General features: G+C 67.5%; 18 protein-coding genes, 1 tRNA gene and 1 other annotated feature. Of the genes, 6 read left to right on the top strand and 13 right to left on the bottom strand.

What is annotated here, in order from left to right:
* Window positions 1-31: 31 nt before the first annotated feature.
* The 11 genes from ACR0R4_RS08620 to ACR0R4_RS08570 all read right to left on the bottom strand — a co-directional run bounded on the left by ACR0R4_RS08620 (window position 32) and on the right by ACR0R4_RS08570 (window position 9,886).
* A protein-coding gene (locus ACR0R4_RS08620; RefSeq protein WP_433646411.1) for an IS3 family transposase occupies window positions 32-1,266 on the bottom strand; the annotation gives its coding sequence in 2 pieces (ribosomal slippage) (window positions 32-984 and window positions 984-1,266; 1,236 coding nt in all).
* Window positions 860-994 (bottom strand) — a sequence feature (AL1L pseudoknot). (Overlaps the previous gene by 135 nt.)
* Window positions 1,267-1,293: 27 nt before the next feature.
* The gene (locus tag ACR0R4_RS08615; protein ID WP_433646949.1) at window positions 1,294-1,512 is read right to left on the bottom strand and encodes an aldo-keto reductase family protein; all 219 of its coding nucleotides are present in this window, start codon (window positions 1,510-1,512) and stop codon (window positions 1,294-1,296) included.
* A gap of 134 nt (window positions 1,513-1,646) precedes the next feature.
* A tRNA-Gln gene (locus tag ACR0R4_RS08610) sits at window positions 1,647-1,721 on the bottom strand.
* Window positions 1,722-1,867: 146 nt separating this feature from the next.
* Complete coding sequence (locus ACR0R4_RS08605; RefSeq protein WP_433646947.1) at window positions 1,868-2,257, bottom strand: type II toxin-antitoxin system VapC family toxin; 390 nt, start codon at window positions 2,255-2,257, stop codon at window positions 1,868-1,870.
* On the bottom strand, window positions 2,254-2,484 hold the full coding sequence (locus ACR0R4_RS08600) for a type II toxin-antitoxin system Phd/YefM family antitoxin (RefSeq protein WP_433646946.1): 231 nt from the start codon (window positions 2,482-2,484) through the stop codon (window positions 2,254-2,256). The genes ACR0R4_RS08605 and ACR0R4_RS08600 overlap by 4 nt, the downstream gene beginning before the upstream one ends.
* Window positions 2,485-2,557: 73 nt before the next feature.
* Window positions 2,558-3,001, bottom strand: a complete 444-nt coding sequence (locus ACR0R4_RS08595; RefSeq protein ID WP_433646945.1) for a hypothetical protein — start codon at window positions 2,999-3,001, stop codon at window positions 2,558-2,560.
* A gap of 105 nt (window positions 3,002-3,106) precedes the next feature.
* Window positions 3,107-4,069: a Ppx/GppA phosphatase family protein gene (locus ACR0R4_RS08590; RefSeq protein WP_433646944.1), complete on the bottom strand. Its 963-nt coding sequence runs from the start codon at window positions 4,067-4,069 to the stop codon at window positions 3,107-3,109.
* Between the two features lie 94 nt (window positions 4,070-4,163).
* Window positions 4,164-4,865: a deoxyribose-phosphate aldolase gene (gene deoC / locus ACR0R4_RS08585; RefSeq protein ID WP_433646943.1), complete on the bottom strand. Its 702-nt coding sequence runs from the start codon at window positions 4,863-4,865 to the stop codon at window positions 4,164-4,166.
* A gap of 455 nt (window positions 4,866-5,320) precedes the next feature.
* A complete protein-coding gene (locus ACR0R4_RS08580; protein ID WP_433646942.1) occupies window positions 5,321-5,530 on the bottom strand; it encodes a hypothetical protein in 210 nt (69 codons plus the stop codon).
* Entirely contained in the window at window positions 5,530-7,101 is a 1,572-nt protein-coding gene (locus tag ACR0R4_RS08575; protein ID WP_433646941.1) for a glycosyltransferase family 2 protein, read from the bottom strand. Before ACR0R4_RS08575 ends, ACR0R4_RS08580 begins: the two co-directional genes overlap by 1 nt.
* Window positions 7,102-7,183: 82 nt before the next feature.
* On the bottom strand, window positions 7,184-9,886 hold the full coding sequence (locus ACR0R4_RS08570; RefSeq protein WP_433646940.1) for a DEAD/DEAH box helicase: 2,703 nt from the start codon (window positions 9,884-9,886) through the stop codon (window positions 7,184-7,186).
* Between the two features lie 296 nt (window positions 9,887-10,182).
* Here ACR0R4_RS08570 and ACR0R4_RS08565 point away from each other — a divergent pair, with 296 nt between their 5' ends.
* Both ACR0R4_RS08565 and ACR0R4_RS08560 read left to right on the top strand, forming a co-directional pair.
* The gene (locus ACR0R4_RS08565; RefSeq protein ID WP_433646939.1) at window positions 10,183-11,274 is read left to right on the top strand and encodes an oxidoreductase; all 1,092 of its coding nucleotides are present in this window, start codon (window positions 10,183-10,185) and stop codon (window positions 11,272-11,274) included.
* 21 nt (window positions 11,275-11,295) lie between these two features.
* Window positions 11,296-13,071: a cation:proton antiporter gene (locus ACR0R4_RS08560; protein ID WP_433646938.1), complete on the top strand. Its 1,776-nt coding sequence runs from the start codon at window positions 11,296-11,298 to the stop codon at window positions 13,069-13,071.
* A gap of 45 nt (window positions 13,072-13,116) precedes the next feature.
* Here the strand turns inward: ACR0R4_RS08560 and ACR0R4_RS08555 are convergent, their stop codons facing one another.
* On the bottom strand, window positions 13,117-13,608 hold the full coding sequence (locus ACR0R4_RS08555) for an Lrp/AsnC family transcriptional regulator (RefSeq protein WP_433646937.1): 492 nt from the start codon (window positions 13,606-13,608) through the stop codon (window positions 13,117-13,119).
* A gap of 225 nt (window positions 13,609-13,833) precedes the next feature.
* Between ACR0R4_RS08555 and ald the strand changes: the two genes are divergently transcribed.
* The 3 genes from ald to ACR0R4_RS08540 are packed head-to-tail and all read left to right on the top strand — an operon-like array spanning window position 13,834 to window position 16,710.
* Window positions 13,834-14,958 (top strand): alanine dehydrogenase, encoded by a 1,125-nt coding sequence (gene ald, locus ACR0R4_RS08550; protein WP_433646936.1) that lies wholly within the window; start codon window positions 13,834-13,836, stop codon window positions 14,956-14,958.
* A gap of 43 nt (window positions 14,959-15,001) precedes the next feature.
* On the top strand, window positions 15,002-15,463 hold the full coding sequence (locus ACR0R4_RS08545) for a hypothetical protein (RefSeq protein ID WP_433646935.1): 462 nt from the start codon (window positions 15,002-15,004) through the stop codon (window positions 15,461-15,463).
* A 59-nt stretch (window positions 15,464-15,522) separates the two neighbouring features.
* The gene (locus ACR0R4_RS08540) at window positions 15,523-16,710 is read left to right on the top strand and encodes a pyridoxal phosphate-dependent aminotransferase (protein ID WP_433646933.1); all 1,188 of its coding nucleotides are present in this window, start codon (window positions 15,523-15,525) and stop codon (window positions 16,708-16,710) included.
* Window positions 16,711-16,814: 104 nt separating this feature from the next.
* On the opposite strand, the gene ACR0R4_RS08535 is transcribed toward ACR0R4_RS08540, so the two are convergent.
* Window positions 16,815-20,462 carry a TM0106 family RecB-like putative nuclease gene (locus ACR0R4_RS08535; protein ID WP_433646932.1) on the bottom strand — a complete coding sequence of 1,216 codons (3,648 nt, stop codon included), beginning with the start codon at window positions 20,460-20,462 and terminating at the stop codon, window positions 16,815-16,817.
* A 295-nt stretch (window positions 20,463-20,757) separates the two neighbouring features.
* Here ACR0R4_RS08535 and ACR0R4_RS08530 point away from each other — a divergent pair, with 295 nt between their 5' ends.
* Entirely contained in the window at window positions 20,758-22,299 is a 1,542-nt protein-coding gene (locus ACR0R4_RS08530) for a DEAD/DEAH box helicase (RefSeq protein WP_433646931.1), read from the top strand.
* The last annotated feature ends 34 nt before the right edge of the window (window positions 22,300-22,333 follow it).

Below are 22,333 nucleotides of genomic sequence, written 5' to 3'. Positions count from 1 at the left end.
TGTCAAGTGTCGGGTTTGGTAGAGGGTTCTTTTATCGGGTTTCGAGTAGAACGGGTTGGGGATTCGCCGCCCAGTAAGCGGCTTCGTGCTCTGCCGGTGGGACGTGGCCGAGTTCGCCGTGGAGGCGGCGTTCGTTGTACCAGTCCACCCATTCGGCGGTCGCGATCTCGACGTCGTTGATTGATGTCCAGGGGCCGCGGTTGCGAATCAGTTCGGCTTTGTAGAGTGAGTTCAGCGCCTCGGCCATGGCATTGTCATACGAGTCGCCCTTGGAACCCACCGAGGCGACCGCGTCGCACTCGTCAAGGCGTTCAGCGTAGCGAATCGCACGATATTGCACGCCTCTGTCACTGTGATGGGTAAGACCAGTGAGGTCCTGGCCGGAGTGCTCGCGCCGCCAGATCCCCCTACTCAGCGCATCGAGTGCGAGATCAGTGTAGAGCCTGGTCGAGACCTGCCAACCGACGATCATGCGCGAGTACACATCGAGCACGAACGCGACGTACACCCACCCGGAGAACGTGCGCACATAGGTCAAATCCGCGACCCATAGCTCGTTCGGGTGTGATGCCACGAACTGCCGCTGCACCAAGTCCGTGGGTCGGTCGGTCTCGGGTGCAGGCTTCGTTGTCTTCGGGCCCTTCGCCCGCGCGATGCCCCGCAAACCGAGTTGCCGCATGAGCCGGCGCACGGTCGACTCTGCAACGCGCCGTCCCTCACGTCGGAGCTCCGCATGAATTTTCCGCACCCCGTATACGCCGTAGTTTGCCTCGTGGATCCGGACGATCGCGGCGCACAATTCCTCATCACGAACCGCTCGTGCGCAGAGCGGACGTGACTTCGCAGCGTAGTAGCTGGACGGGGCAATCTGCGCGGGAGTGTCTTCCAGTGCGCGGCAGATTGGCTCGACCCCGAACTCGGCGTGATGCGCGTCGATGTAGGCCACTTTCTCGGTCATCGTGACGGGCGGCCTGGCTCCGCCGCAAAGAAAGCCGAGGCGCTCTTGAGGATCTGGTTCGCGCGCTTCAACTCACGAACCTCACGTTCGAGCTCCGCGATCCGAGCAGCCTCGCTCGTGGTGATGGCAGGGCGTGTGCCGCCGTCGACCTCGGCCTGGCTCAGCCAGCCGCGCAGAGTGTCTGGGTTGATCCCGAGTTGCTTGGCGGTCCTCGTGGGCACCCCATAAGGGGAGTCAGAGTTCTGTTGCGCTTCGCGAACGAGGCGTACTGCGCGCTCGCGGAGCTCGGCGGGGTATTGCTTGGGCATGAGGGGTAGGTTTCCTTCCGGGAATCTCTACCCTCCATCAAACACGACACGATTCACTCCCGAGGTGCGCACCCCGTGCCCGATCGCGCCCTCATTCTCGTAGTTCACGGCAGAATCGATGAGCGTGTACCCATTGTGGATCGCGCGCGCCACGGTGGCGGACCCCTGGGCGCCCCACAACTGCCACGTGCCAAACCCGATTGCGGGCAGGGTGAACCCGCTGTATGCGGTGTGAACTTGTGTCATGAGATTCTGCCTTTCCCTTTCGATGCGGCGACATCATCGGCATCTGTGCTGTAGCTGACCCTTAGACGGGGCAAGAACTACGCCTGCACTGAAATGAAAAAGTCCCAATCTTCCGAAGAAGATCAGGACTTCACTGGCTGGGGTACCTGGACTCGAACCAAGAACAAAGGTACCAGAAACCTCCGTGTTGCCAATTACACCATACCCCAAGGGCTACTCCGCAAGCAGTGCAGCACCGAGGCTCAACGATACCCCATCTGCCTCTACTTGCCAAAAGCGGGGCTCCCACGCGCGCCCGCTCAACTAACTGTGCATGTAGAAAGCCGCGCGCATGGGCATCGCGCGGACGCATCCTTCACCACAGAGTTTTCACACCCACAACTTCGCTGAACGCACGGTCTCGCGTGACGAGTGTCATCGACTCGATCATGGCTTGGGCCGCGAGCATCCGGTCGAAGGGGTCGCGGTGGGTCCACTCGAGGGAACCTGCCAGAAGTGCATGGTCTTCAGTAACTTCGAGCCGCTCGACACCCAGTCGATCGAGGTGCCGCGAATAGGTCGCGACCAAGGCATCGGCCTTTGGCAGCTTCCCCAATCGGCGTTTTGTCGCCACCTCCCAAGCAGTAGCGGCCGAAACAACCAGATTTGACGACTGGACAGCAATGACTTCATTGGCTCTGTCGCCAAGTCGATCAGGTTCCGTCAGCGCCCACAACAGCGCGTGAGTGTCGAGGAGGTACCTCATACTCGCCCCTCCCAGGCCTGCAGCTCATTCTCTGGCAAGACATCAAAGAATTCGTTTGGCACGGCGTAGTGGACGAAGCCGAGCTCCCGCTCCTGGTGTGGCTCAAGTGGAACCAGTTTCGCGACGGGCGTCGACCCTCGCGAGATGATCACTTCCTGCCCTCGCTCGACCAAGGCGAGCAGTGCGGAGAGGTGTGTTTTTGCGTACTGAATCTTCACGTGCTCCATGTCCCAACAGTAGGCTCGAGCCTCAACTTGGTCAACCTAAGTTAGTCAAGTAATTTTGTGGGCAGTAGCCGATTCACAGCTGCTCTTCGACCATCCGTCGCACGCCGCCACTGTGGAGGGTGAATTGTGCGCGCAGGTGGAGCCCCTGATCCGCCGCTTCGTGGGCGACCGCCCGCGCCCAAGCGAGATCCTTGGAGGTCGGCCGCGCCAGGCCGGGACGCTCCCAGACAAGCACGACCGATTCCGCACCGACCATCTGCCGGATCGCGTTCGCACGGTCAACAAGCACCCGAGAGAAAGGCGCCTTGCCAAGGTCTTCGGTATCGCACAGCACATCGGGTGATTTTGGAAGGCCATCCATTGGCACAATCGGATCGAGAATCCGGTGATCGCTGCTCATGAAGAGCATCCAGAGTTGGATGCGAGATGCACGATCCAGCATGATGTTCAGCTGGTCTCGCAGCTCGGCATCGGTTGGTAATGCACGGTCTTTCGTTGGCGTGGAGTTGTGATTCATTCCTCCAGCCTGCTGGTGCAGGTCAATTCCGAGTGGCAGAAGTGCCAATCTGTGGATAAGTCACCGCGGTCGGATGCCTGATCCAGGTTGTGAGCGGCGAGTGCCCTATGGTGCGCCCAGCGGAGGAGCCGCCGCGCCCGGCGAATCGAGCGCGTCGATGTAGCGCAGCACGATGCCCTCGCGCAGCGCCCACGGCGACACCGTGAGGGTCGGCACATCGAACACCTTCATTGCGGTGCGCAGCACGATCGCGCCCGCCAGAATCTGATACCCGCGCTCGGGCGTGATGCCCGGCAGGTACTGGCGCACGTTCGAGGGCATGTCGCGCAGCGTCGGCTCCCACTCGCGCAGACCCGTGTAGTGGATCGGCGCCAGATCCCCCGTCACCGGGTCCGCCGGCCCGCCCACGAGCCGCCCCAGCGACCGGATCGTCTTCGAGGTGCCCACCACGCGTTTCGGCTTCGGGCGGTCGGCGAAGAGCGTGTCGCGCACCTTCGTGAACTCGGCGCGGGCGTGCGCCCGAAGCTTCGACACCGCCTCACGCTGCGGCGGATCCTCTGGCAAAAAGTTGATCGTCGAACGGCCGGCACCGAGCGGCAGCGAAACCTGCACGTCGGGGTACTCGTCGGCACCCTGCGCGATCTCGAACGAGCCGCCGCCGATGTCAAACAGCAGGATCTCGCCCGCCGACCAGCCCAGCCAGCGGCGCACCGCGAGCATTGTGATGCGGGCCTCGTCTTCGCCCGAGAGCACCTGCAGCACCTGGCCGGTCTTGCGAGTGATGCGCGCGAGCACCTCTTCGCCGTTGGTCGCCTCGCGAATCGCCGAGGTGGCGGTCGCGATCAGGTCGTCGACGCCGATCTCGGCGACCGTGTCGAGCGCTTCGCGGATCGCGCCGATGATGAGCCGCTGACCCTCATCAGTGATGGCGCCCTGCTTGTCGAGGTAGCGCATGAGTCGAAGGGTCGAGCGCTGCGAGTGGTACGGCACCGGGCTTGCGCCCGCGTGCGCGTCAACGACGAGCAGGTGGACGGTGTTGGATCCGACGTCGATCACTCCGAGGCGCATCCCCCCAGTGTATGACGCGGTGCCAGCTCAAAACCGCGCTCGGGTGGACACCGACGCACGGTTCAGTGAGCGGGAACCCTGCGCGAGCGTCGCCTCAGTACGTGTGTGGCGACGCTAAGACCGCTGGCGGCTCCCCCGCCTCCCAGCCGTGGACGATCGCGGCCGTCGCCGAGACACCGAAGCGCGTGGCACCCGCCGCCCACAGCTCGCGCACGGCGTCGGCCGTGCGGATCCCGCCAGATGCCTTGACACCGAGCCGACCGCCCACGGTTGCCGCCATGAGCCGCACCGCGTGCACCGTCGCACCGCCGGCCGGGCTGAAACCCGTCGACGTCTTCACGAAGTCGGCACCGGCCTCCTCGGCTGCCCGGCAGGCCCCCACGATCTCATCGTCTGAGAGCGTCGCGGTCTCGAGAATCACCTTCAACACCTGGCCGGGGCCCGCGGCCCGCACCCCCGCGATCTCGGCCCGAACCGCGTCCCACTCCCCCGCCCGCACGAGTCCCTGGTTTACCACCATGTCGATCTCGTGCGCTCCGGCCGCCACCGCACGTGCGGCCTCAAACGCCTTCACCGGGGCCGTGTGCGCTCCGGATGGGAACCCCACGACCGTCACGATCTCGAGCTCGCCGAGCGCGGCAGGATCCACTGGGAGCAGCGACGGGCTGATGCACACACGCGCCACCCCGAGCGCGCGCGCCTCACCGAGGAACTGGTGAAGTGCAGACTCGGTAGTTCCGGGATTCAGCAGCGTGTGGTCGGCGATGGTGAGGAAATCCGAGGCGGTGAGAGTCACGCCTCGACCCTAGCTCACCTGTCGTGTGCGTTCGCGATGCCCTGACACTCACCCGCTGCCCGCCGACCACGCACGTGGGCAGTAGATGTCGTTTTCCCCTGGCAAAGCGACATCTACTGCCCACTTGAGTAACCCGCGCTTAGTTGGCGATCAGTTCACTCTGCAGCGGAGTGGAGTTCGCGAAGAGATCCAGCACGGGGCAGTGCGCATCGACGGTGGGGGTTTCGGAAACGGGGATTGCGGTGGGGCTCATCAGGGTGCCCTTCTTCGGCGGAGATTTGGATTCGCCCGGGCTGGTGCGCCGGGTGAGGATCGGGATCCGCTCTCGCGGTGTCACCCACTGTGCCTGTTCTCCCCCCGCTTTGAAAAGCGCCCCCGTCACCCCACGAAACGCGCCGTCACGAGGCGCAATATTCGGTCACAGATCGTCACGACGGGTGCTGGATCACACCGGCTCAGGGCTTAGCATCCGGGTATATGCTGCGCGTCTCGCCGCGGCGGTTGCGACCGTCACGCTTGAAGAACTTCAGGTGCCATACGGGCAACAACTTCGAGACACCCAGCACGACGTATACGAGGGTGTTAATTGCGACCACGGTCGCGAAGATAGAGAACCAGTCGGTCGTCAACCAGTCCTCCGGAAACAGGATTCCTTGCACCACCATCAGGCCCGCACCTCCGTGTTTTCAGACTCGGCGTGGCGTCCAGCCACCGTTGAGCCAGCCGGCTCGCCCGGCGCGGTGAGATCGACGACCGAGCCGACCTCCTCACCCAGCACATGCTCGGTGAGGAGACTCGGCTCTGCCGCCGCGGCCGATGCCGAAGAGGGCGCGTGCTGCACGTGCTTCCACGTCGGCCGCTGACCCGAGGAAATCTCGAAGACACCCTTGAGGAATGCGAGGTTGAGGAAGGAGTCATAGACCAGTTCGGGGAATATGAGCACCGAGAGCCCGCGGGCCCGCCATCCCCCGCGCCACGCGGTCACCATGCGTTCGACCGCGAATAGGAAGCCGATGCCGAGCCAAAACGGGAACCAGACCCAGGTGTCCATCGCGAAAATCATCAGCAAAATGAGGACGAAATAAGCGGCCAGCGCAAAGACGCCGTAGCCAATGGCCACCTGTTGCGCCCAGTAGCGGAACGTTTGCGGGGTCATCCCGTACGCGCCAAGATTCTCAAGCGCCCCGCGCTGCCAGCGCAGCCGCTGCGCCCACAGCATGCGCCACGTCGGCATCAGTTCGGTGACGACCGTGCACTCGGGCGGTGACACCATGAGCCCGCCGAGCGACTTGATCGCGATCGTGAGCTCGTTGTCTTCGGTGAGGGCGAACGTGTCGTACACATCGCCCTGAACCCCAGGAATCGCACGTCCACGCGAGTCGGCGACGGCCTTCAGCGCGGTCGCTCGGAACGCGGTGCCGGTGCCCGTCAGCACGAAGACGCGGCCATCGCGGCGCCGAATCTCGCGCTGATAGCGGAAGTACTCGTTGCGCTGGAACTGCCCGAGCAGGCCGTGCCCCTCTTCGCCGGAGAACAACCCGCCCACGGCCATCAGAGCCCGGTCGTTACTGAAGTACCGCTTCGCGGTCGCGACAAATTCCGGCCCGAGCTGGGTGTCTGCATCCATCACCAACACCGAATCGTTGTCGCCGAGCTCAGGCAGCAGACCCGCGAGCGCCTGGTTCAGCGCGCCACCCTTCTTGTGGGTGTTTGCGACCGTCTCAAAGACCTCCGCGCCCGCCTCGCGTGCGACGCGCACGGTGCCGTCGGTGCAGTTATCGGCGACCACGATCACCCGATCGGGCGGCGAAGTCTGCGCCCGCAACGACGCGATCGTCGCGGGCAGCGATGCCTCCTCGTTGTGGGCAGGAATCAGCGCGGTGACCGTCACCTCACCGGCAAACACTCCGCGCGTGCGCGCCATTATCTGCCGGGGTGCGAGCGAACGATCCCGCCGGTGCGGCGGGGTGCGCCGGTAGCGGCGCGAGACGATGCGTTCGGCGGCGACCACGATCAGGATCATCACGAGCGCGAGGGCAAGGGCAACCGCGAGGAGGCGCAGTTTGGGCAACTCCGTGCTGTACATCAGCGTCCACGCCCCGCCGATGGTCACCGAAACGGGATCCCACATTGTTTCAGGATGCTCGACGGTCACCGCCCACCAGAGCAGGCCCGCCGCGGCCAAGACGACCAGCATGACCGCGAGCCCGACGATTCGCTGAAAGAACCTGTTCATAGCCGCGTCCCCCCGGATGGCTCTACCTGTGCTCTTAGACTACGCGGGTTTCCTATGCTTCTGGCGCGAAAAATGCTTCGGATCAGGCCCCAAAGGCCCCCACCCGTTCGACGCGGATCACCGGTTCACCTGCCTCCTCCGAGGCCGCGAGATCCACCACCCCTTCGATCGCCCAGTCGTGGTCGCCCGCTGGGTCGTCGAGCACCTGCCGGAAGCGCCAGACTCGCTCGCCCGGTTCGCCGGTCGGCGCGCTCCCGCTCGCGCCAGCCTTGTCGATCGAGAGCAATGCAGCGGATCGCGCCTCGGCGCCCGTGCCCATCGTGTCGTACTCGGCGAAGTACGCGTCGAGCGCCGCCCCCCACGCCTGCTCGCCAAAGCCGTGCGGCCCGTCGAGCGCTACGAGCTCGTCGAGCTGGTCGAAGGCGGCCGCGCGCACCCGCCGGAACACGGCGTTGCGCACCATCACCAGGAAGGCGCGGTCGTTCGCGAGCAGCGACCGTGCGGGCGGCGCGGTATCGACCTCGGCCCGCGCCGCGATCGCCGCGCGATGCGCCTCGGGGTCGGGGTGTGCCAGCTCTTCACCCCTCGCTTCGCTCCGTGGGCTGCCGCCGTCGGCGGCACCAGTCGCTCGGCCGAAAGCGATGCTTCCGGCTTCGAGCGCCTGCCATTCATCCAGCAGGCTCGAGTCGACCTGACGCACCAGTTCGCCGAGCCAGTCGATCAGCGCCGCGAGTTCCTCACTCTTCGACTGCTCGGGCACCGTGCGCTCGATGGCGCGATACGCGTCGCTCAGGTAGCGCAGCACCGTGCCCTCCGAGCGCCCAAGCTGGTAGAACGACACGAGGTCGCGGAAGTTGAAGGCACGCTCGATCATGTCGCGCACCACCGATTTCGGGCGCAGCTCATAGTCGCGCGCCCAGGGCACCTCGCGGGTGTACGCCTCGAACGCCTCGCCGAGCAGCTCTTTCAGCGGCTGCGGGTGGGTGATTTTTTCGAGCAGCTCCATCCGCTCCTCGTATTCGATCCCCTCGGCCTTCATCGCCGCAACCGCCTCGCCGCGTGCCCGGTGCTCCTGCTGCCGCACGATCGCCCGCGGATCTTCGAGCGTCGCCTCGATGATCGAGATCACGTCGAGCGCATATTCGGGCGAATCGGGATCGAGCAACTCAATTGCGGCGAGCGCGAACGGCGAGAGCGGCTGGTTCAGCGCGAAGTTCGCCTGCAGGTCGATCGTCAGTCGCAACAGCCGTTGCCCCTGCTCGTCGCGGTACACGTCGACGATGCCGCCCTGCCGCAGCGTGCGGAAAATGCCGAGCGCGGTGCGAGCGTGTGCAAACTGCTCGGCCCGCGGCTCGTGGCTGCCAAAGATGAGGGTGCGCATCACATCGAGCGCCTCCCCCTCGCGCTCCTCACCGCGCGCGATCACCCCGAGCAGCATCGAGTGGGTCACCCGCATGCGACTCACCAGCGGCTCGGGCTCCGCCACGATGAGCTTCTCAAACGTCTGCTCGCTCCAGGCCACGAACCCCTGCGGCGCGGCCTTCTTCTTCGCCGGTTTGGCCTTCTTGCCGCCGGCCTTCTGCGCCTCGGCTTTGGCAGCGGATCGCGCGTTCTCGACCTCGTGCTCGGGCGCCAGCGCGAGCACATCACCCTCGGTGTCATACCCGGCCCGGCCGGCGCGCCCCGAAATCTGGTGAAACTCGCGTGCCGAGAGCCGCCGCATGCGGGTGCCGTCGTACTTCGCGAGCGCGGTGATGACGACCGTGCGGATCGGCACGTTGATGCCCACACCGAGCGTGTCGGTGCCGCAGATCACCCGCAGCAGGCCGCGCTGCGCGAGCTGCTCGACGAGGCGGCGATACCGCGGCAGCATGCCCGCGTGATGCACGCCCACGCCCGAGCGCACGAGCCGTGACAGGGTGGCCCCGAAGCCCGTGGAGAACCGGAACTCGCCGATGGCGGCCGCGATCTCGTCTCGCCCGGCGCGATCCACCAGCTTGATACTGGCGACCGCCTGCGCCTGTTCGACCGCGTGCGACTGGTTGAAGTGCACGAGGTAGGCGGGGGTACGGCGCGTCTCGAGCAGTTCCTCGATGACCTCGTGCACGCCCTTCACCTCGTAGGCGAAGTGCAGCGGCACGGGGCGCTCCACACCCGTGACCCGCGCGGTGTCGCGCCCGGTGCGGCGGGTGAGGTCTTCGGCCAGCTCGGTCACGTCGCCGAGCGTCGCCGACATCAACAGGAACTGCGCGTCACCCATGAGCAAGAGCGGCACCTGCCACGCCCAACCGCGCTCGGGTTCGGCGTAGAAGTGAAACTCGTCCATCACGACCTGGGTGATGCCGCCGGTCTCGCGGTCTCGCAGCGCCAGGTTCGCGAGAATCTCGGCCGTGCAGCACAGGATCGGCGCGTCGCCGTTGATCGAGGTGTCGCCCGTCACCATGCCCACCCGCTCGGCGCCGAACACCTCGACCAGATCGAAGAACTTCTCGCTCACGAGCGCCTTGATGGGGGCGGTGTAGACGGTGCGGCGACCCTCTGCGAGCGCGACGAAGTGGGCGCCGATCGCCACGAGCGACTTGCCGGTGCCCGTCGGCGTCGACAGGATCACGTTTGAGCCGAGCGCGAGGCCGAGCAACGCCTCCTCCTGCGCGGGGTAGAGACTGAGCCCGCGCTCCTCGAGAGCCCAGCTCTCAAATAGGGCGTGGATCTCGTCGGCCTCGGGGGTCGCTCCGCTCGCGCGTGCGTCATCGAGCATCTCGTCGAGCATTCGGCCGAGGCTCATGCAGCGTCCCATCTTCGTGTGTGTTGAGGCATGTGGGCCGGGATGGCTCCCGCCCCGAGTGGCGCGAGCGGCGTGGTGGCCGGGCTGATCCATACTGGGCGCGCGCCGCGCCTTCCCTCTAAGCGTGTCATACCCCAGCGACACCGCGTGCCGGAGTTTGCCCCAACCCCGCCAAGCCACGCCGGCCACCGCAGCCAGTCATCCAGGGGTCGCAAATCCACCATCCCGCGGGCGTATGTGGTGGAATCTTGACCACTCGGCGGGAACCAGACGGGCGGCCTGGGTAAAGTCGACTCATGGCCACTCCGCACCTGTTCCAGCCCATCTCAATTCGCGGCATGGAGGTGCGCAACCGACTCTGGGTGCCGCCCATGTGCCAGTACTCGGCGATGGCCGAGGGGCCCGAGCAGGGGGTGCCGTACGACTGGCACCTCGTGCACTGGGGCGCGCTCGGCCGAGGCGGCGCGGGGCTGGTAGTCGTCGAGGCGACCGCGGTCGTGCCCGAGGGACGGATCAGCCCGAACTGCCTGGGCCTCTGGAACGACACCCAGGAAGCCGCCTTCGCCCGCATGCTTCCGGTCGCGAAGTCGCACGGCGCGAGGTTCGCGATCCAGCTCGGTCACGCGGGGCGCAAGGCTTCCACGCACCCCTGGCTGCGCGACGCCCCGGGCGGCTCAGTGCCCGAGGCCGAGGGCGGCTGGCAGACCGTCGCCCCGTCTGCCGAGGCATTTACCGGGCTGGCCGATCCACGCGCCCTGAGTACCGCCGAGGTGCGCGACGTGATCGAGGCATTCATCGCGGCCGCCGCCCGCGCGGTGCGGGCCGGGTTTGACGCGGTCGAGCTGCACGCCGCGCACGGGTACCTGATCCACGAGTTTCTCTCGCCGCTCTCGAACCATCGCGACGACGAGTTCGGCGGCACCCCCGAGAACCGTGCCCGGCTGCTACGCGAGATCGTGCGTGGCATCCGCGCCGCGCACCCCGAACTGCCGATTCTCGTGCGCGTCTCCGGCGACGAGTGGACGGCGGGCGGCTTCGATACTGCCGCAGCCGCGCAGGTGGTTGAGTGGATCGCCGCAGACGGCGCCGACTTCGTCGATGCCTCCTCGGGTGGCAACGTGGCCGACGCGCGCATTCCCGTGGGCCCGTCATACCAAGTGTGGATCGCGCAGCGCCTGCGCGGCCACGGCCTCCCCGTCGGAGCGGTCGGCCTCATCACCACCGCCGAGCAGGCCGAGGGCATCCTCGCTAGCGGGCAGGCCGACGTGATCTCGATCGGGCGCGCGGCGCTCGTGAACCCCGCGCTGCCGCTCGAGTGGGCGCACACCCTGCGCGACGAGCACGCCGCACACCTCGTGCCCGCGCAGTACTGGCGCGCGCGCTTCTAGCCGAACCAGTACGCTCTCAGAATGGAACTCACCGAGGGGTTGCTTATCGCGGCTGCCGTGCTCATCGTGGTCGTGGCCGTGTCACTTCTCTCGAGTCGCATCGGCATCGCGGCACCGCTCCTCCTGGTGGTGCTCGGCATGGGGGTCGGGTACCTTCCCGGGATCCCACTCATCGAGATTGACCCCGAGATCATTCTCGTCGCCGTGCTGCCGCCGCTCCTGTACTCTTCGGCGGTCAACGTGCCGGTTCTTGACCTGCGCCGAAACCTCGGCCCCATCGCGGGCCTGTCCGTGGCGCTCGTCATTATCTCGGCACTTGCGGTGGGAGTGCTCCTGCACCTGGTTGTGCCCGCGATTCCGCTGGCAGCGGCTATCGCTCTCGGCGCCGTCGTCGCCCCGACAGATGCCGTGGCGGCCACCGCGATCGGCAAGCGTCTGGGCATGCCTCCGCGTCTGGTCGCGATTCTCGAGGGCGAGAGTCTCGTCAACGACGCGACCTCGCTCGTGCTGCTCCGCACCGCCATCGCGGCTACCGCCGGCACCTTCGCGTTCTGGGAGACTCTGGGAATCTTCGTGTACGCCGTGGTCGTGGCGACGCTGATCGGGCTCGCGATCGGCTTCATCACCATGGGTGTCAGATCGAAACTCGCCAACCCCGTGTATGACACCGTCATCTCGTTCACCGTGCCCTTCATTGCGTTCGTGCCCGCCGAGGCCGCGGGCGGCTCAGGCGTGATTGCCGTGGTGGTCGCCGGGCTCTACTCCGGCCACCATACGGCACAGAAGCTCAACGCGAGGGCCCGGGTGAATGAGCGTCTGAATTGGCGCACCGTGCAGTTTTTGCTCGAGCACGGCGTGTTCCTGCTCATGGGGCTCGAGCTGCAGGCGCTCCTCGCTGATGTCGGCGCGAGCAGCTTCACCCTCGCCCATACCGGACTCATCGGGCTCGGCATCGTGATGGTGCTGCTCCTGCTGCGCATGGCGTTCATGGCCCCGCTGCTCTGGTCGCTCCAGCGCACACTCAACACGCACCGTGTGCGAGCCGCCGGCACGAAACGCGCGGCGAGCCGAGCCCGGAAACTCGCTCGCGCTGAGGCCCTCACTGACACGCAGGAGATCCGGGTGCTGCGGGCTGATCGACGTGCGAGGCGCAGTGCCGCAGATCTCGAGCACGCCCGCAGTCAAGGGCTGAACTGGCGCGGCGGATTCACACTCGGCTGGAGCGGAATGCGCGGCGTCGTCACGCTCGCCGCGGCACAGTCGATCCCCACCGAGGTGCCCTACCGTTCGCACCTCGTGCTCATCGCGTTCGTCGTCGCGGTTGTCACCCTGCTGCTGCACGGGTTGACGCTACCCATGGTGGTTCGCCGGCTTCGGCCGAGCGGACCGACCCACAGCGATCGAGCCGAGGAACTCGTTGGTCTTTACACGGATCTCACGCGCGCCGGTGCCACAGCTGTGGAGTCGGCACTCGAAAACGAGCGCGCCCTCGCGCTCGAGGACCCACGGCACCCGGAACCGTCAGACCGCACGATTCAGCGCGCGAAGGTGAGCGTACACGACGCGGTCGCTCCGCTTGGCTACTCGATCCCCCGCACCTCGGATGCCGCGCGGTCAGCCAGCGAACACGAGTCGCTCACCTACCTGCGCCTCGCGCGCGCCGCGCTCGAAGCCCAGCGCTCCCTGTTGCTCGAGGAGCGCGCGATCGGGCAGTACGACAGCGCGGCCTTGCGCCTCGCCGAGGAGGCGCTCGACGCGCACGAACTGCGGCTTGCTCCGCCAGTCGCCGGCCACTGACCGTCCGCCTGCGTCGGCGGCCCAGCCCCGCTCGCACCGTCGGCACTAGCCGGCGATGCGCACCGGGTTCTGGTGGTGGCTGAACACGATGCTCGTGCGCGTCGACGACACCGCCGGGTGTGCCGAGAGGTGCTCCATCACGAAATCGCGCACGTGATCGGAGTCGCGCGCGGCCAGGTGAATGATGAAATCCTCAACACCGCCGAGGAAGAACAACTGCATCACCTCTGGTAGCCCCCGCAGCTCGTCCATGAATTCCGAAATGCGCTGGCGCGCGCCCGAGCGAATCGACACGCTCACAAGCACCTGCAGCGTCATGCCGATCACGCCCGGGTCGACCTGCGCGGTGAAGCCGGTGATCACACGTCGCGAGACCAGGCTGCGCACGCGCGCGACGCAGGTTGACGCGGCGATGCCGACGCGCTCGGCGAGCTCGGCGTTGGTCATGCGCCCGTTGAGCTGGAGCTCCTCGACGATGAGGCGATCCACCTCGTCGAGCGCTGGCTCGACTCGCAGATTCTTCGATCGTTCCACCACTGCACCCCGCGTTTCAGATGATTTGAAGTTGATTTTCAACGATTTCCGAAGAGAATTCCCCCGTAATCCACTTGAAACGAATATAGTGCAGAATCATCGCAGTTGGGAAAGTGGATCGCGCGCCCTGTTGAGGCCGCAAGACACCGCAGTGCCGCGGGCCGTGCGGATCCACACACACCCCCCTCGAAACAACACCCACCAAACACAGAAGCATCGGAGCAGCTCATGCGCGTCGGCATTCCTACCGAGATTAAGAACAACGAGAACCGTGTCGCCATCACGCAGTCGGGCGTGTTTGAGCTGGCGCGTCGCGGCCACGAGGTGCTCGTGCAGGCGGGTGCCGGGCTCGGCTCGGCGATCACCGATGCCGAGTACGAGGCAGCGGGCGCGAAGATCGTCGCCACCGCCGATGCGGTGTGGGCCGACAGCGACATGATCTTGAAGGTCAAGGAGCCCATCGCCTCGGAGTACGCCCAGATGCGCAAGGGGCAGGTGCTCTTCACCTACCTGCACCTCGCAGCGGATCGCACGCTCACCGACGCGGTGCTCGCCTCGGGCACCACCGCGATCGCCTACGAGACCGTGCAGCTCGCGAACCGCGGCCTCCCGCTGCTCGCCCCCATGAGCGAGGTCGCCGGGCGGCTCTCGGTGCAGGTCGGCGCCTACTCGCTGATGAAGGCGAACGGTGGCCGTGGCATCCTCCTCGGCGGCGTCACCGCAACCCGTCGCGGCAAGGTCGTCGTCATTGGCGGCGGCGCTGCCGGCGAGCAGGCCGCGCGCATCGCGTTTGGCATGGGCGCCGAGGTCACCGTGATCGACATCGCCCTCCCCCGACTGAAGCAGCTGGAGGACGAATTTGGCGGACGCATCCAGACCCGCACCTCGAACGCCCACAACATCAGCGAGGCACTGAAGGATGCCGACCTCGTGATCGGCTCCGTTCTGATCCCGGGCGAAAAGGCTCCGAAGCTCGTCACCGACGAGATGGTCGCGCAGATGAAGACCGGCTCGGTGCTCGTTGACATCGCCATCGACCAGGGCGGCTGCTTCGAGAACTCCGTGCCCACCACGCACGACAACCCCACCTTCCCGGTGCACAACTCGATCTACTACTGCGTCGCAAACATGCCGGGCGCGGTGCCCGAGACCTCGACCGCGGCGCTCACCAACGCGACCCTCCCCTACGTCGTCGCACTCGCCGACAAGGGCTGGGTGGCCGCACTCTCCGCCGACGAGGCGCTCGCGAAGGGACTGAACGCACACGACGGCATTCTGGCCAACGCCGGCGTCGCCGAGGCGTTCCCCGAGCTCGCGTACACCCCGTACGCCGAGATCGTCGCGAACGCGTAGTTCGCGCAGGCATGGGCCAGGCAACTCGCGTAGCCTTGCAGCCATGGATCTGAAATTCTCCTTCGGCGGGGCATCACCCGATCAACACGATCACGGTGGTGCCCCGTCGGGCATTCCGCTGCCCTTCGCCGGGGCGGCCACGTCGCTCACCCCGGCCTCCACCGTGCTCGAGGTACGCGTGACGCTCGCGGGCGAAGCGGTGATCGCCGAGGCGCTGTCGGGCAATGGGGTGTCGTATGCGCGGGCCACGCGATCCACTGTGGATCTGAGCCCCGCCGGCCTCGCCGCCGCCGTCCGTTCAGCCATCGCGCGTGCGGGGGCCGAGCTGGGCGACCCGCTCGTGGGCACGGTGTCTGCGGTGGTGCTCGCGCTTGGCGAGCAGACTGGTGCCGTGCTGGAGCAGCTCGAGCTCGACGCAACAGACCCCGCCGTCAGCGAGTCGCTGCAGGCCCGCACCGGCATCTCGGCCGGCACCCCGATCCGGCTGGAGCGCGTCGGCGCGTAGCGGCACCGGGCGGCGATCACGCAGCAACCCAGCACGACGAATTGCGGAGGCAGCAGAGCATGACGATACATGGCGGGCCCAGGCTCATGCAGGCATCGAAGCGTTCGGCGGTGCCAGCGTTCGAGGTGATGCGCATCACCGACCAGATCGCGACGCGCCGGGCCGCTGGGCACGATGTCGTCTCGCTGTGCGCGGGCGAGCCGAGCGCGCGGCCCACACCGGGCACGCTCAAGCCCGCCGGATACACCGGCCCGCTCGGCACCACGCCGCTGCGCGAGGGCATCGCCGGCCACTACCGCAACTGGTACAACGTCGCAGTGGATCCCGCCCATGTCGCCGTGACCACCGGTTCCTCGGGGGCGTTCCAGCTGGTGTTCCTCGCCGCGTTCGACCCGGGCGACCGGGTGGCACTCGCGAGCCCTGGCTACCCCGCCTATCGCAACATTCTGACGGCGCTGGGCGTGCAGGTCGTCGAGATTCCGACGACGATCGAGACCCGATACCAGCCCACTCCGGCGCTGCTCGACGCGGCCGAGGCTGCGCACGGCCACCTCGCGGGATTGGTTGTCGCATCCCCCGCGAACCCGACGGGAACGATGCTGAGCCGGGCCGACCTCACCGCGCTGGTCGACTGGTGCCGTGCACGCGGAACACGCCTCATCAGCGACGAGATCTACCACGGCATCACCTTCCCCGCGGCCGCTGACCCCGATCCTCGCGGCGTCACCGCGGTGGAGCTCGACCCGAACGCGATCGTCATCAACTCGTTCTCAAAGTACTGGGGCATGGCGGGCTGGCGCCTCGGCTGGGCCCTGCTGCCGCAAGATCTCGTCGGGCCGCTCGAGGCTCTGGCATCAAACTTTGCCCTCTCACCGCCCGCCCCGGCACAGGAGCTCGCGATGACCGCGTTCACCGCGGAGACCTACGCCGAGCGTGACCTCGTGGTGCAAGGCTTCGCCCGCGCGCGCCAGCTGATCCTCGATGCCGCGCCCGCGCTGAACTGGGGCGTCGCGGCACCCTCGGACGGTGCGTTTTACTATTACTCCGAGCTCGGGCCGCAGCTCGAGCGCTTCGGCAGCGCCACCGAGTACGCGCAGGCGCTGCTCGAGCAGGCCGAAGTGGCGCTCGTGCCCGGCGTCGACTTCGACCCGATCGCGGGCGACCGCGCCGTGCGCATCTCGAACGCGGCTGGCGAGGCCGCCGTGCGGGAGGCGCTCGCGCGCATCCTGGCGTTCCAGGCCCGCTAAGGCAGCGTCGCCGAGGCGCGATCCGCTGCCGCGGCACGATCGAGGGGTCACAATTCCACCTCTCTCCCCGGGCCTGTGGTGGTATTGCGACTCTTCGATGGCTGCTAGCTGCGCTGTCCGCGCTCGGTGAGGCGCAGGTACCCCGAGAGCGCGGCGACACCCTCCGCGGTCGCCGGGAGCCCCGCACCAAGCCGGTCTGAGGAGACGAGATGCGCGGCCCACTGGGCTCGGCTGATCGCCACGTTCAGGCGGTTGCGCATGAGGAGAAACTCGAGCCCGCGCGGCACGTCTTCCGCGCTGGATGCGGCCAGACTGACGATCGCGATCACCGCCTCCTGCCCCTGAAACTTATCAACCGTGCCAACGCGGATCACGCCGAGGCCTGCCACCGCGAGCGCGTTCGCGAGGCACTCGACCTGAGCGTTGTACGCGGCGACCACGATGATGTCAGCCTCGGTGAGCCCGCGGTCTGGTTCGCCAGGTTCGGAGAGGGTACCGCGCAGCGCGGCCGTCGCGATGCGCACCACCTCGGCCGCCTCCTCAGGCGAACGGGTCGAATTGCCCGCGTGCTGCACGGGGTGCCAGTGCAGGCCAGCGGAACCCGCGCCGCGTACCTCGCGCAGCGCGGCCGTCGAGTGGGCGTTCAACCGCCCCTCGTACGCGAGCTCGGAGACGACCTCGGTGAGTTCGGGACGCATGCGCCGCGTCTCGGCGAGAAAGTAGCCGTGACCGTCGGGGATCGTCTCGTGCGCGCCCAGCAGCCAGCCCAGCGCCGAGGTGTCCACAGGTTCGGGGTGTGACCCCTGCGACACCTGCGGCAGCTGCTGCGGGTCTCCGAGCAGCAGCAGCCGCTCGGCCGATACCGATGCGGCGATCGTGGGCGCGAGCGAGAACTGCCCGGCCTCGTCGATCACCAGCAGGTCAAGGCTGCCCCGTTCGACCCGGGCCGCATTGCTAAACGTCCAGGCCGTCCCGCCGATGACGCATCCGCGCCCGGCATCCCGGTGCAGCCCCACGAAGTTCAGGTGCCCGGTGGAGGGCAGTACGGTGAAGAGCCTCGGCTCGCTCTTCGACGCGCCACGCTGCAGCGATTTCCCGACGAGAGCCGGGTCGAGCCCCGCTGCGACCACCCCCGCGAGCACATTCTCGACGACCTTGTGCGACTGCCCGACAACCCCGACTCGCCACCCGTTCTGTTCAACCAGGGTGCGGATCACCCGCGCGGCCAGGTACGTCTTGCCGGTGCCCGGCGGGCCCTGCACCGCGAGCGCCGAGCGGTCGAGCTGCCGCAGGGTGGCCACCACCGCGCCAATGGTGCGGGCCTCGTCGAACCCGCCGGCTGCGGCGAGCGCCTCGGCGGAGCCCGGATCCACCAGCGGCCGCCCGCCCACGAGCCGCGGCGGCTCCCGCCTAATGATGTCGACCACCGGGTTGGCGAGGAAGTAGCCCTCGTCGAGCGACTTGGCAAGGCTCGCCCCCCACTCCTCGATCGCGCCGGGCTGGGTGAGCCCCGGCGGGGGTGAACCGGGGGCGAGCGCGGAGGGGAGGTCAATGAAGGGCAGGTCGCCGAGCGGGAACGTCTCGGTGACGGTCACTCCATCATCGTCGACCTCGAGAATCTCGGCCCTCCGCGCGCCCCGCGCCCCGGGGGCCGCCCCGCGCTCGACGAACGGCGGCGGGTACTCGTAGAGGGCGTACACGCTGGCACCGACCTTGAGCGTGCTGCCCGGTGCCAGCTCGCCGCGCAGCCGCAGGTTGCGCCGCTGTGCGCGGCCCCGGGGCGGCACGTGCCAGTCATCGATGACCTCACTGCGCGACTCGTCGACCACGAGCACATCGCGTGTGTCGGCCCAATCCTCGATGGGGTCGACGAGGCGCGCAAAGTGCGCCCACCAGAACGCCTTGTTCTCGCGGGCGTGGTAGTCGATCGCACTCGCCGCGAGGGCCGCGGCCTTGCGATCACGCGCGTCGTCGGCCACGCTCGCGTGCATCGCCAGAGCCAGCGCGGTCGAACTCTGCAGCTTCGGCTCGCGACCCTCCTCATTCGCCTCTCCGGGGGCGACTGGCACGACCCCGTGCTCGCGGGCCAGCCGCAGCAGCCAGTCGCGCAGGCGGAGTGTGGAGACGCAGTCGTAGCGGTTGTATGCGGCGATGTCGGCGAGGCGCCGCTCACCCTCCGCCTGATCCACCGCCGACAGAGAGACGCGCAGCGCGCTTGCCTCCGCGTACTCAACCACCGAGTCGCCTGCGTTCGTCACCCCTGACTCGTCTCGTAGCTCGTCGCCCATATACAGCGGCTCGAGCTTCTTGATGGAATACGAGCGGGAGCCGACGCGCAGCGCCTGGCGCACGATCGGGTACAGGTCAACGAGCACGTGCTCGCGCAGCAGCTGATCGACCTCCTGCTCGCCCACGCCGTGCCGGGCGGCGATGCTCGACAGGTGGGTGCGCTCGTACGACGCGTAGTGATAGATCTTCAGCTCGGGAAACCGCACGCGCCGCTCGGCGACGAAGCTGAGAAACTCTTCGAGCGCGCGCCGCTCGGCATCGAGATCGTGCGCCCAGATCGTAAAGAACTGCTCGTGCGCATCCACGATGCCAAACAGGTAGTCGATGCCCCAGCGCGCGGTTCCTTCCGCCCCAGGCTCGCGATACATCGGGTCGCCTTCAAAATCGAAGAACAGGTCGCCCGGGTTCGGTGCCGGGATCGCGGCGAGCGCCGCCGGGTCGATCACCCACACCGGGGGCGCCTCCCCCGACACCGCCGCCATCTGCACCGCGGCCTGCGCGGCGATGCGCGCAAGCGCGGCCTGGCCGATGCCAGAGACGGCGAGCGCACCCGAGGCAATCTCGGGGAGCGCTGCGGCGACCTCATCGATGGTGGTCAGCCCGGCGGCGAACAGGCGGTCGCGTTGTGCGGTGCGCAATCCCGCGATCAACAGTGGATCACGCACCTGTTCCACCTCGGGCACGCACACCTCGCAGCGGCCACACGCCATCACGCCTGCGGCACCCCAGGCGAGCGGCTCGGCGCTCTCGCGTCGGCCGTCCGCTCCGACCGCCGACGCCCGCTCGAGCAGGATTTGATGCTGCCGGTCGCGGCGGGAGCGAAACACGGGGGCGATGTCGGCGAGCTTGTGCTCGCTGCGCGCCCCGTCGCCCAGCACGAGCACCGCCCAGGGTGCGACCGGCACGCCGATGCGCTCGAGCTGCTCGGCATAGGCCGCGAGCTGCAAGAGCGCTGTCACCTTGGCCCGGCGTGCGAGTTTCGAATCTTGCACCTCGTATGCGCCGTCCGGGGTGCGCGCCAGAAAATCGGCGAAGCCCACGAACCCGATTGCCGGGTCGCCGGTATGTGGATCGGCCGGGCGCACCTCGGGGTCAAAAAACGTGGCCTGAAACACGATGTCGGCATCACCCAGAAGCGCGCGCCGGCTCAGTTCGGCGAGCCCGGTCAGCGCCTCCGCGGTCATGTCGCCGCGGGGCGGCAGCTCGACGACCCCGCCGGGCTCGCCCGCCGATCCGCTGCCAAACTCTGCGACGTAGCTCGCGAGCACCCGAGCCTCGTGAGCCTCGCCAAGCTTGGCCGCCCGAGCGAGCATCGCGTCGTCGTTGTCGGGCACCTCGATGTCGCGGCCGAGCCTGCGGTCGACGCGGCGCAGAAATGCGAACTCGCAGGTGCTCGCCGCGGTCAGGTCGCTCGCGCTCGTGACCAGCCGAAGGTCATCGCCCGTGAGGTGCTGCACAAACATGCGGATTCCCTTCGCTGGCCCGAGTTGCTGTCGCCGCCGGGGGTCAATTCGAAGCTACCTCAGGCCTCCGACATGTTGCATAGGCTATGCTGGAAACCAGTGATGCCTTTCTTGGCGTCACGCGTCGCTTTCACCGTACCGCCCGCTCTACGAGCCTGGGCGCCGTTCGGCCGGATCTGCGGCGAACGGAAGCGCGATCCCGCGCCTTCGAAATATCGGCAGCGACGCGCAGACACTCACGATCACACGATCGAATTGAGCTGCGCGCGGCATGCCGCCAGCATGAAAGGTCCCAGTGACCACTCCTACCTTCGCCGATCTCGGCGTGCCCACCGCCCTCGTTCACGCCCTCGAAAAGACCGGCAAGACCGAGGCCTTCCCCATTCAGCGCGACACCCTGCCCGACACGCTCAAGGGCCGCGATGTGCTCGGCCGCGGCCGCACCGGCTCGGGAAAGACCATCGCGTTTGCGATCCCGCTCGTTGCGAACATCGCACAAGACGTCGACAAGAAGCGTCAGCCGAACCGGCCCCGCGGCATCGTGCTCGCCCCGACCCGCGAGCTCGTCACGCAGATCGCCGAGACCGTGAAGATGCTCGCCGACCCGGTGGGCGTGCGCGTCACCACCATCTTCGGCGGCGTGCCGCAGCGTCGTCAGGAAATCGTACTCGAGCGCGGAGTCGACATTATCGTCGCAGCCCCCGGCCGTCTCGATGACCTGATGAAGCAGGGCCTGGTCAACCTCGACAGGGTCGAGATCACGGTGCTCGACGAGGCGGATCACATGGCCGACATGGGCTTCCTGCCCGTCGTCACCCGCATCATGAACAAGACCCCCCAGCAGGGGCAGCGTTTGCTGTTCAGCGCGACCCTCGACAACGGGGTCGACAACATCGTGAAGAAGTACCTGCACGATCCGATCATGCACTCGGTCGACAGTGCCGAATCGCCCGTGCCCCAGCTCACCCACCACGTGTTCGAGGTGCAGAGCAAGGCCGGCAAGGAAGCCCTCATCGAGGCACTCGCCTCGGGCACCGGCCGCCGCATCTTCTTCACCCGCATGAAGCACCAGGCGAAGAAACTCGCGAAGCAGCTCACCACCGCCGGGATTCCCGCGGTCGAGCTGCAGGGAAATCTCTCGCAGAACGCGCGCGACCGCAACCTCGCTGAGTTTGTGAGCGGCGAGTCACGCGTGCTCGTCGCGACCGACGTCGCGGCACGTGGCGTGCACGTCGACGGGGTCGAGCTGGTCGTGCACATTGATCCGCCCGTTGAGCACAAGGCGTACCTGCACCGCTCGGGCCGCACCGCGCGTGCGGGCAACGAGGGCGATGTCGTGACCGTGGTGCTGCCCGAGCAGCGCTCCGAGATGCGTCAGCTGCTGAAGGCCGCGAAGATTCAGGTAACGCCTCGCCCCGTCACGGCCGCCGATGCCGAGGTGGTGTCGCTGATCGGCGAGGTCGCGCCGCGCGTCGACCCGCGCGAGATCGAGCGCAAGCGCAATGAGGCTCACGTCGCGCAGCAGCGTGCCGCGGGTCACAACCCGTCAGGCGAGGGTCAGTCGCAGGGTGCCAACGCGAAGCGGAAGCGCTCGCGCGGCGGTCGTGGCGGCCAAGGTGGCCAGGGTGGCGGCCAGGGTGCAGCTACCGGCCGTTCGGCTGCGTCAGGCCAGTCGGGTCAGTCCCGTTCGCAGGGCCAGCCGCAGGGCGGCCAGCGTCGGGGTGCAACCAGTGGATCCGCGCCGCGCCGCGCGGGCAGCACCGGCGGGGCGTTGTACTCGACCAGCTCCAAGGCCTCCGCACCGCGCAGCCAGGGCTCGCGCCGCGCGCAGGGCTGATATCCACCGAGGGGTCGCAATTCCACCACCCCGA

It is taken from the genome of Leucobacter fengyongliangi (assembly GCF_050971685.1).
Lineage (GTDB): Bacteria > Actinomycetota > Actinomycetes > Actinomycetales > Microbacteriaceae > Leucobacter.
Note: the sequence above shows the minus strand (reverse complement) of the source record. Positions and strands in the feature narration are given on the sequence as shown.